Source organism: Kitasatospora sp. NPDC059722 (assembly GCF_042733235.1).
Classification (GTDB): Bacteria; Actinomycetota; Actinomycetes; order Streptomycetales; family Streptomycetaceae; genus Kitasatospora.
In genome coordinates this window covers 1-9512 of the sequence record NZ_JBHWGD010000151.1, presented here as the reverse complement: position 1 = coordinate 9512, position 9512 = coordinate 1, and the positions used below count along the sequence as shown (strand labels likewise).

Annotated in this window: 9 protein-coding genes and 1 rRNA gene; all 10 read right to left on the bottom strand. The window is 70.8% G+C overall.

What is annotated here, in order from left to right; translation table 11 throughout:
• Positions 1-54 precede the first annotated feature (54 nt).
• The gene (locus tag ACFV4F_RS40610; RefSeq protein ID WP_380448596.1) at positions 55-699 is read right to left on the bottom strand and encodes a MerR family transcriptional regulator; all 645 of its coding nucleotides are present in this window, start codon (positions 697-699) and stop codon (positions 55-57) included.
• 224 nt (positions 700-923) lie between these two features.
• Entirely contained in the window at positions 924-1400 is a 477-nt protein-coding gene (locus ACFV4F_RS40605) for a bifunctional nuclease family protein (RefSeq protein ID WP_329924794.1), read from the bottom strand.
• Positions 1401-1474: 74 nt separating this feature from the next.
• A complete protein-coding gene (locus ACFV4F_RS40600; RefSeq protein WP_380448598.1) occupies positions 1475-2167 on the bottom strand; it encodes a MerR family transcriptional regulator in 693 nt (230 codons plus the stop codon).
• Between the two features lie 176 nt (positions 2168-2343).
• A complete protein-coding gene (locus tag ACFV4F_RS40595; RefSeq protein WP_380448594.1) occupies positions 2344-2886 on the bottom strand; it encodes an FHA domain-containing protein in 543 nt (180 codons plus the stop codon).
• Between the two features lie 559 nt (positions 2887-3445).
• The gene (locus tag ACFV4F_RS40590; RefSeq protein ID WP_380448592.1) at positions 3446-4564 is read right to left on the bottom strand and encodes a DUF881 domain-containing protein; all 1119 of its coding nucleotides are present in this window, start codon (positions 4562-4564) and stop codon (positions 3446-3448) included.
• Positions 4557-4889, bottom strand: coding sequence for a small basic family protein (locus tag ACFV4F_RS40585; RefSeq protein WP_380510555.1), 333 nt, complete (start codon positions 4887-4889; stop codon positions 4557-4559). Before ACFV4F_RS40585 ends, ACFV4F_RS40590 begins: the two co-directional genes overlap by 8 nt.
• Entirely contained in the window at positions 4886-5947 is a 1062-nt protein-coding gene (locus ACFV4F_RS40580; RefSeq protein WP_380510552.1) for a DUF881 domain-containing protein, read from the bottom strand. Before ACFV4F_RS40580 ends, ACFV4F_RS40585 begins: the two co-directional genes overlap by 4 nt.
• Positions 5948-6092: 145 nt before the next feature.
• Entirely contained in the window at positions 6093-8588 is a 2496-nt protein-coding gene (locus tag ACFV4F_RS40575; RefSeq protein WP_380448588.1) for a sugar phosphate nucleotidyltransferase, read from the bottom strand.
• A gap of 124 nt (positions 8589-8712) precedes the next feature.
• Positions 8713-9333, bottom strand: coding sequence for a CDP-alcohol phosphatidyltransferase family protein (locus ACFV4F_RS40570; protein WP_380448586.1), 621 nt, complete (start codon positions 9331-9333; stop codon positions 8713-8715).
• 96 nt (positions 9334-9429) lie between these two features.
• Positions 9430-9512, bottom strand: a 5S ribosomal RNA gene (rrf, locus tag ACFV4F_RS40565); the annotation flags it as partial.

Genomic DNA, 9512 nt, shown 5'->3' with positions numbered 1-9512 from the left:
GACGGTTCCCCGTCCGGGCCCGCGGCCTCGTCGTTCCGTGCTCCTACCGGGCCGTCAGACCGCCCGGTTGCGGCGCTGGGCGAGCTCGTCCCCGGGGTCATGCCCCAGCAGCGTCTCGCCGGTGTCCGTCCGCTCGGCGTGCAGCCGCCCGACGGTCAGCTCCAGCTCCTGCCAGACCGCCCCCACCGCGATGCCGAACACGCCCTGACCGCCCTTCAGCAGGTCGACGACCTGCTGGGGCGTGGTGCACTCGTAGACCGTCGCGCCGTCGCACATGAGCGTCAGCCCGGCCAGGTCGCCCTGCTCGGCGGCCTGCAGATGGGCGACGGCCACCCGGATGTTCTGCAGCGAGACGCCCGCGTCGAGCAGCCGCTTGACGATCTTGAGGAGCAGGACGTCGCGGAAGCTGTAGAGCCGCTGACTCGTCGCCGGGTACGCCGAACGGACGCTGGGCTCCAGCAGCCCCGTCCGGGCCCAGTAGTCCAGCTGGCGGTAGGTGATGCCGGCCGCCGCGCAGGCCGTCGGGCCGCGGTAGCCGATGAGTTCGGAGGTCGGCGCCAGCCGCTCGATGGCCGGCTGGCCGGGCTGCACGGCCGGGAACCGGCCCACCCTGGGCAGGTCCGTCACGGTGCGAGCGGTGCGCGGCACGTGCACGGCGCACAGGCCTCCCACGGCCGCGTCATCGCCGGTGCTGCTCATGCCTACCTCCGTCCACTCGTGTTGCGGGCAACCCAGACTGCGGGCGTCGGTCACCCGGGCAGCCACTCCTGACGGTAGGCAGTCCCCTATGACCCGTCAACGATCGCCACGCCGAGCCGGACAAACCGCGTCACTCAGGAGAGTGGTTTTTCGTGCCCCTAGTGTGGGTAGGTGGACGGTTTTTGGCAAAACGACAGCACGGCCCGTACGCCGGCCGGTCCGCGCTACTGCGGACCACTGCCCCCGAAGTCCTCGGGCGACACCTGATCGAGGAACTCGCGGAACTTCTCGACCTCGTCCTCCTGCTCGTCCGGGATCGCGATGCCCGCCTCCGCGAGCACCTCCTCGCTCCCGAAGATCGGCGTGCCGGTCCGCAGCGCGAGCGCTATCGCGTCGGACGGCCGGGCGCTCACCTCGACCCCGCCGGCGAAGACCAGCTCCGCGTAGAAGACGCCCTCGCGCAGATCGGTGATCCGGACCTCGGTGAGCTGCTGGCCGAGCGCCTCCAGGACGTCCTTGAAGAGGTCGTGCGTCAACGGGCGCACCGGGGTCATCCCCTGCTGCGCGAAGGCGATCGCGGTCGCCTCGCCGGGGCCGATCCAGATCGGCAGGTACCGGTCGCCCCCGACCTCCCGCAGCAGCACGATCGGCTGGTTGGAAGGCATCTCCACCCGGACACCCACGACGTCGAGCTCATTCACACAGGCAACCCTATGGCTCTGGCCCCGGATATGAAAGCGCAGACCCGACGCCGCTGGTCAGCGGGGTGGGGCCGTCACGGACGGGTCCGCAGACCGGCCTGGACCATCGCCGCGTGCAGCCGCACCGCCAGCGTCGCGAGCTCCCGCGCGGTGGCCTCCGCATGGGCCCTGGTCTGCGGGTTGCGGTGCCGGCGCAGCGGCGCCACCACCTGCTCGACGAGGGCGACCTCCCGGTCGGCGGCGGCCTTCATCGCCCGCAGGTGCCGCGGTTCGAGCCCGTACCGGCCGAGCTCCGCGACCAGCCGGGCCACCTGCAGCGCGTCGCCGTCGTACCCGCCGTCCGGCCCGGAGGCGACCAGCCCGTAGGACTCCCACTCGACCAGGTCGCCGTCGCCCGCCCCGGCGGCGGCCAGCAGTTCGGCCCTCCCCAGCCGGACCCCGGACGAGGCCTCGGCGGCGGCGACCAGTTCCCGATCCGCCTCCTCCATCGGCCCGGGCCGGGCGTCGGCGGGCGGCAGCGCGGGCGGCGCCTCCCCCCGCTCCATCGCGTCCAGGTGCTCGCGGATCACCCGCAGCGGCAGGTAGTGGTCGCGCTGCATCCGCAGCACGTACGCCAGCCGCTCGACGTCGGCCGGGCTGAACTTGCGGTACCCCGAGGGCGTGCGCTGCGGCTCGACCAGGCCCTCCGCCTCCAGGAACCTGATCTTGGAGATGGTGACCTCGGGGAACTCGTCGCGCAGGTGGGCCAGCACCGCGCCGATGCTCAGCAGCTCGTCGCCGCGGCGCCGCGCGCCCGCACGCTCCGGCCGGAGCGGCTGCCTGGGGCCCGCGACCACCCCGCGCCCGTCCCGGTCCGTCTGCGGACCGGAGGGCGCGGGCGTGACCGCCCCGAGAGATGAATCGGAGGTATTCGTACTCACTCGGGCTCCTGCCGACGTTGGGTTCAGTACCCCCGGTTGTGACCGGCGAAGAAGACCAGCCGGTACTTCCCGATCTGCACCTCGTCGCCGTTGTTCAGCGGCACCTCGTCGATCCGCTCCCGGTTGACGTAGGTGCCGTTGAGGCTGCCCACGTCCGCGACGCTGAAGCCGGCCGGCGTGCGGCGGAACTCCACGTGCCGCCGCGAGACCGTCACGTCGTCCAGGAAGATGTCGCCCTGCGGGTGGCGGCCCGCGGTGGTGACGTCGGAGTCCAGCAGGAACCGGCTGCCCGAGTTCGGGCCGCGCTGCACGATCAGCAGCGCCGAGCCCGGCGGCAGCGCGTCGATCGCCGCCAGCACCTCGGCCGACAGGGCCGGCGTGGTGCCGGTGCCGGTCGTGGTGTTCGGGTCGTAGGACTCCAGGCCGGAGATCGAGATGGTCGACGTGGTCTCCGCCGGCCCCTCGGGCAGCGCGCCACCGCGCAGCGCCGTGCCGCAGTTGGAACAGAACCGGGCCGCGGCCGGGTTCTGGTTGCCGCACCGCGGGCACGGAGTGGGGCCAGCCATGTTCACAGCCTCCTGGCGCGGCACACCCGACGGGTTGTGCCCGGCGTACGGGTCCGGGGCAAACCCTCCACCAGAGGTTGAGGGTCCTGACGCGAAACCTATGCGCGGGTCGCCGGAGGGGTCAACCGACGCGCCGTAGCCCGCCGGATTCCCCGCGTACTGGGCGCCGCCGTCGCGGTACAGCTGCCGCTCCGCGTACTCCGCCGCCTCGGGGGCGGGACGCATGCCGGGCACGGCCGGCTCGTCGTCGGACCGGCGGTGACGCGCGGTCGGCGCCTCGACGGCCGCGTCGCGGCCCTTGTTACGACCGAACAACTTAGAGAAGAAACTCACGGGCGAATCCCCTTGCGTGTGACAGACCCGCCCGCGGGGCAGGGTGAGAACCTCGGACAGGCTGCGGGCCCGGTCGCGGATCGAGCCGGCTGGAGTGGTACTCCGACGGTTGGTGCGGCGGTTCTTGCTCCGTTGCGTGCTGGTATGAACCAGTCTCGCCCACGCCACGACGGCGCCCCGCACCGGGTGCCGCCCGCACGTGACGGGCCGTTCGCCAGGCGCCCCGTCACTTCGAAGCCGGCTTGGCGTACTGCGGCGTCCTCAAGTCGACGATCGCGTCGACGACGACCTTCTGCGGAGTGGTGATCGTCGCCCGTGCCTGGTGGCTCTCCAGCGTGCGGACGACACCTCCCGGGATGTTCAGCGCGGGCGTCAGGTCCTGCGGGTTCCCCACGACCGTGAAGCGGTACGGCTGCGAGACCTTCTTGCCGTCGATCTGCACACCGCCGCCCGTCACGTCCGTGAAGTTGGTGTTGACCACCACGCGAACATCGTTGATCTGAATCGCCTCCGCCCCCGCCGCCCGGAGTTCCTGCAGGGTGTCCAGCAGCATATCTGCCTTCACCTGCCCTTGGGGATCATCGACAGTGAGTACGATGCCCGGACCTGTGGCTTTGACGGTGCCGGCGAGCACGCCGAGCTCCGTCTCCTTCTTCCTGGTCTGCTCCTGGGCCTCCTTGGCCTGGTTGGAGCTGTTCTCCAACTTGCCCAAGGACTGTTCAAGCTCCGCCTTCTCCTGCTGGAGACGCTGCTGACGGCTGTCCAGTTCGTCGAGGATCCGAACCAGGTCCTCCTGACGGGCGCCGCGCAGCTGGTTGTGGTGGTCGTTGGTCGAGCGCACCTGGATCGCCAGCGCCAGGCCGAGCGAGAAGAGCAGCAGCGCCACCACGAGCTGCCCGCGGGACAGCCGCGGCGGCCACATCGCGGCCTTCAGGCGCCGCCGCCCGGCGCTCCGGTCGGTCGCCTCGGCAACGGGCCCGGCCGCTGCCGGCTCGGACTCCGGCTCCGGCTCCGGCTCCAGCTCGGCCGCGGACTCGACCGAAGCCTTCGCGGCCGCTTCCGCGACGGGCTCGGGAGCCCGCTCCGGTTCCTGCTTCGCCTCGGGCTCCGACGCCTCCTCGACAGGCGCCTCCTCGACAGGCGCCGCCTCACGCTCGACCTCGGACGGCTCGGCGACGGCCGCCCCGGCCTCCTGCGCGACCGGCTCCTGCGCAACGGCCTTCTCCTCGGCCGGCTTCTTCTCGGCCGGCTTCACGTCGGCCGCCTTCTTCTCGGCGGCCGCCGCGACACCAGCGACGCGCTCCTCGTTCTCTTCCGCCGCCGGGCCGCGGCCCGGCTCAGGCACGGAAGACATGACGCCGGATCGCCGCCGCGTTGGAGAAGATGCGGATGCCGAGGACGACGACCACACCCGTGGACAGCTGCGAGCCGACACCCAGCTGGTCGCCGAGGAAGACGATCAGCGCCGCGACGACCACGTTCGACAGGAACGACACGATGAACACCTTGTCGTCGAAGATCCCGTCCAGCATCGCCCGCACACCGCCGAACACCGCGTCGAGCGCCGCCACCACCGCGATCGGCAGGTACGGCACGACGGCGTCCGGCACCTCGGGCTGGGCGAAGAGCCCGACGACCACCCCGATCACGAGACCCAGTACGGCAATCACGGTCTAGCTGCTCCTGTCGCTGTCGTGGTCTTCGTGGTCCCGCCCGTCGGGCGCCGTTTCGAGCTCGGATTCGCACCGGCGGCGGACGGTGAAACGGACGCGCTCGGGCTCTCGGAGGTTCCGCCCGTGGCCGACGGAGTCGGGCTCGGGCTCGGCGCGGCCGACGGCGTCGCCGTCGGCGAGGGTTCGGCGGTCACCGGCTGCGCCGTCCGCAGCGTCACGCCCACCGCCGCCGGCAGCGTCATGCTCTTCTGCGTCGAGAGCGTCGACTTGATCCCGTACTTCTCCTGGAGCAGCCGCAGGTACTCCCCGGCCATGTCCTTCTCGAAGGCGCCGAGGAGCTTCGGCCCGTCCCCGATCGCCTGAATGGTGTACGGCGGCACCAGCGGCCGGTTGTCCACCAGCACGGCCTCGCCCGCGGCCCGGATCGCCGACAGCGCCGTCAGCCGCTGCCCGTTGATCGAGACGGCCTCCGCGCCGTTCCCCCAGAGCCCGTTCACGACGAGCTGGAGGTCGCGGTCCCGCAGCCGGCCGCTGTTGGAGAAGCCCTGCCCGGCCCGCGGGTCCACATTGCCCCCGCTGCCCGTCCCGGCGGCGTCCTCCAGCACGAGCTTCATGCCCGGCCCGGTGACCTCGCCCAGCCCCACGAGGCCGGTCAGCGAGTCCGCACCGTCGTCGCCTGCGGGGAGCGCCTGGCGCTGCGCGCTGTCCACCTTCTGCCTGAGGTCCTGGACCTGCTGCTGGAGGTGGTCGGCGGCGGTGTTGCTGTCGTTGACCCGGTGGATCAGCGCGTCCCGCTCCTTGGCGAGCGTCGGCTCCGCCTCGTGCGCGTTCACCGCGCCGATCGTCAGCACCGTCCCCACCAGCGCCAGCCCCGCGCCCAGCGTGACCAGCCCCCGGAGCGTCACGGGTATCCGGCTGTCGCGGTCACCGCCCCGCGCCGCGGCCGCTTCCGCGTAGCCCTCGTCGAGGCTGTGGTCCATCACGCTGGTCAGCAGGGACATCGAGGCGTCCGGACGGTTGTACCGCCCGTTGCTGGCACTCGGCGTCGCTGGCATGCGGACCATCGTCCCATGTCGGCGAAGGCCCTCGTGCACAGCCCCTGACCTGCGCACACGACATAGAGGAGCGGACCACCCCAAACATCGCGAAACGGACAGCGGGGGCGTGCGAACCATCCGCACGCCCCCGCTGTGGCATCGCCTAACGCCCGGCGCCGTCGACCACCGCCGCCCACTCGTCGAGCAGCGCCTCGGTGGCCTCGTCGTTCGGGCCCTCCGCCCACAGGTGGGTGACGGCCTCCGCCGGGTCCGGCAGCACCAGCGTCCAACGCCCGTCCGCCTCGACCACGCGCACGCCGTCCGTCGTGTCCAGCCGCCGGCTGCCCGCGGCCTCGACGACCGAGCGCATCACCATGCCCTTGGCCGCCCACGGGGTCGCGATGTCCCGCCGCCGGATGTGCGCCTGCGGGATCCGCGCGTCGATCTGGCTCAGGGTGAGCTGCGTGCGCGCCACCAGCCCGACCAGCCGGACGAACGCCGCGGCACCGTCCAGCACGCCGCTGAACTCCGGCACGACGAAACCGCCGCGCCCGTCCCCGCCGAACACCGTGCCCTCGGCCGACGCCGCCTTCGCGAGGTCGTCCGGCGTCGTCGTGGTCCAGATGACCTGGGTGCCGTGGTACGCGGCCACCTGCTCCGCGATCCGGGTCGTCGTCACGGGCAGCGCCACCTGCCCGCTGCGCCGCTCGGCGGCGACCAGGTCCAGCAGCACCAGCAGCGCCCGGTCGTCGTCGATCACGCGCCCCAGCTCGTCGACGAACGCGACGCGCTCGCCGACCGGGTCGAAGCGGACCCCGAACGCCGCCCGGGACGACGCCACCAGCTCGCCGAGCCTGGCCAGCCCGGCCCGCCGCGTCTCCGCGTCCTCCGTCGGCCGCGCCTCGTCGAGCCCGCCGGAGACGGTGAGGGCCTCGACCCCGAGCCGGCCGAGGATGCTCGGCAGGACGAGCCCCGCACTGCCGTGCGCGGTGTCCACGACCACCTTCAGCCCGGCCTCGCGGACCCCCGTCGTGTCGACGGCCCGCAGCAGGTTGCCCGCGTAGGAGTCGAAGACACTGGACGGGAAGGTCAGGTCCCCGATCTCACCGGGGAACGCCCGCCGGAACTCCTGGCGCGCGTAGACGCGGTCCAGCTTGCGCTGTCCGGCCTGGGAGAGGTCGGCCCCGCGCTCGTCGAAGAAGAGGATGTCCAGCGAGTCCGGCACCCCGGGCGTGGTCCGCAGGAAGATCCCGCCCGCGCTCCCGCGCGCCGTGTGCTGCCGGGCGACCGGCATGGGCACGTTCTCCAGGTCGCGGACGTCGATCGCGGACGTCTGGAGCGCCGAGATCATCGCCCGTTTGAGCGCACGCGCACCACGCGAGTGGTCACGCGCAATGGTGACGGTGGCCCCCTTCTTCAGGGTCGTGGCGTAGGCGCCGGCCAGCCGGACGGCGAGCTCCGGGGTGATCTCGACGTTGAGGATCCCCGACACACCGCGCACGCCGAACAGGTGCTCCTGCCCGCGGGACTCCCAGATGACCGAGGTGTTGACGACGGCGCCGGCCTCGATCGTCTTGAACGGATAGACCCGGACGTTGGCCCCGATGATCGACTCCTCGCCGATCAGGCACTCGTCCCCGATCACCGAGCCGTCCTCGATCCGCGCGGCCCGCATCACGTCCGTGTTCTTGCCGACCACACAGCCGCGGAGGTTGCTCTGCGGCCCGATGTAGACGTTGTCGTGGACGACGGCGCGGTGCAGGAAGGCGCCCCGTTTCACGACCACGTTGCTGCCGAGCACGGTGTGCTCGCGGATCTCGACGCCGGCCTCGACCTTGGCGTAGTCCCCGATGTAGAGCGGCCCGCGCAGCACCGCCTCCGGGTCCACCTCGGCACCCTCGGCCACCCACACGCCCGGCGAGATCTCGAACCCGTCGATCTCTACATCGACCTTGCCCTCCAGGACGTCCGCCTGGGCCTTGCCGTAGCTCTCGTGCGTGCCCACGTCCTCCCAGTAGCCCTCGGCGACGTATCCGTAGACCCGCTTGCCCTCCTTCAGCAGTTGCGGGAACACGTCGCTCGACCAGTCCACGGACTCCCCCGCGGCGACGTAGTCGAAGACCTCTGGCTCCATCACGTAGATACCGGTGTTCACCGTGTCCGAGAAGACCTGCCCCCAGGTGGGCTTCTCCAGGAAGCGCTCGACCCGTCCGTCGTCGTCGGTGATCGTGATACCGAACTCCAGCGGATTGGGCACCCTGGTGAGACAGACGGTGACCAGAGCGTCCTTGCTCCGGTGAAAGTCGATCAATTCGGAGAGGTTGAAGTCGGTCAGCGCGTCACCGGAGATCACCAGAAAGGAGTCGTCCTTCAACGCGTCCTCGGCGTTCTTCACACTCCCCGCAGTGCCGAGTGGCGTCTCCTCGTGGGCATAGGTGAGGTGCATGCCCAGTTCCTCACCGTCACCGAAGTAGTTCTTGACCAGTGACGCCAGGAACTGCACGGTGACGACGGTGTCGGAGAGGCCGTGCCGCTTCAGCAGCCGAAGCACGTGCTCCATGATCGGCCTATTGGCCACCGGAAGCAGCGGTTTCGGCATGCTGGAGGTCATCGGGCGGAGTCGGGTGCCTTCGCCCCCTGCCATTACAACGGCTTTCATTACGGGTGCGTCCTCCTTCGCGGTGCTGGACCTGCAGGCCCATCAAACCGTTCCAGAGGGTCATCTACCCGGAAGGCATCGTCCGACGCACCGGGGCGCCGTGGCACTTCTCTCAGATCACGTCTCAGACTGTGGACGCGGAGCCCTTCGCGCTCGCCCGCACGATCTGCCGCGCCTGAACGGCGTAAAGAATACCGGCCCACCAGTACAGCGCCGTCCCCCACCAGATGAAGGCCCAGCTCACCACCTCGGCCGGCCGCGCGATCCAGCTGTCCCCGTTACCGAGGAGGAGGAGCGGAAACGCGTACATCAGATTGAAGGTCGCGGCCTTCCCCAGGAAACTCACCTGGAGCGGCCCGTATCCGTGCCGGTTGAGAATGGGCAGGAGCGCGGCGATAAAGACCTCACGGGCCAGCAGGATGCCCGTCACCCACAGCGGCAGAATCCCACGCCACGTCAAACCGACCAGGGTGGACAGCACATAGAGCCGGTCCGCCAGCGGATCGAGCAACTGCCCCACCCGGCTGACCTGCCCCCACCGCCGGGCGAGCTTTCCGTCCAGGTAGTCACTGACCCCGCTCAGCGCCAGGATGAGCAGCGCCCAAAGGTCGTTGTTCGGCCCGCCGAACTTCGGCCAGAGAATGAGCCAGAGGAAGAGCGGAACACCCACCAGCCGGCCCATGCTCAGCAAGTTGGGGATGGTGAGGACGCGATCGGTCTGGACCCGCGTCTCCTGGACCTCCACCCGGGGGCCTCCTGTACCGTGCGATGACAATGCACAATGACCTTACAACAGAGAAGCCCCCGACCGGTTACCGGCGGGGGCTTCTCTTGAATGATTGTTCGGCGGCGTCCTACTCTCCCACAGGGTCCCCCCTGCAGTACCATCGGCGCTGTGAGGCTTAGCTTCCGGGTTCGGAATGT

Excerpts from the sequence above, each read along its gene's own strand:
- ACFV4F_RS40610 (WP_380448596.1), bottom strand. The coding sequence starts at position 699 with ATGAGCAGCACCGGCGATGACGCGGCCGTGGGAGGCCTGTGCGCCGTG.
- ACFV4F_RS40595 (WP_380448594.1), bottom strand. The coding sequence starts at position 2,886 with ATGGCTGGCCCCACTCCGTGCCCGCGGTGCGGCAACCAGAACCCGGCC.
- ACFV4F_RS40580 (WP_380510552.1), bottom strand. The coding sequence starts at position 5,947 with ATGCCAGCGACGCCGAGTGCCAGCAACGGGCGGTACAACCGTCCGGAC.
- ACFV4F_RS40575 (WP_380448588.1), bottom strand. The coding sequence starts at position 8,588 with ATGAAAGCCGTTGTAATGGCAGGGGGCGAAGGCACCCGACTCCGCCCG.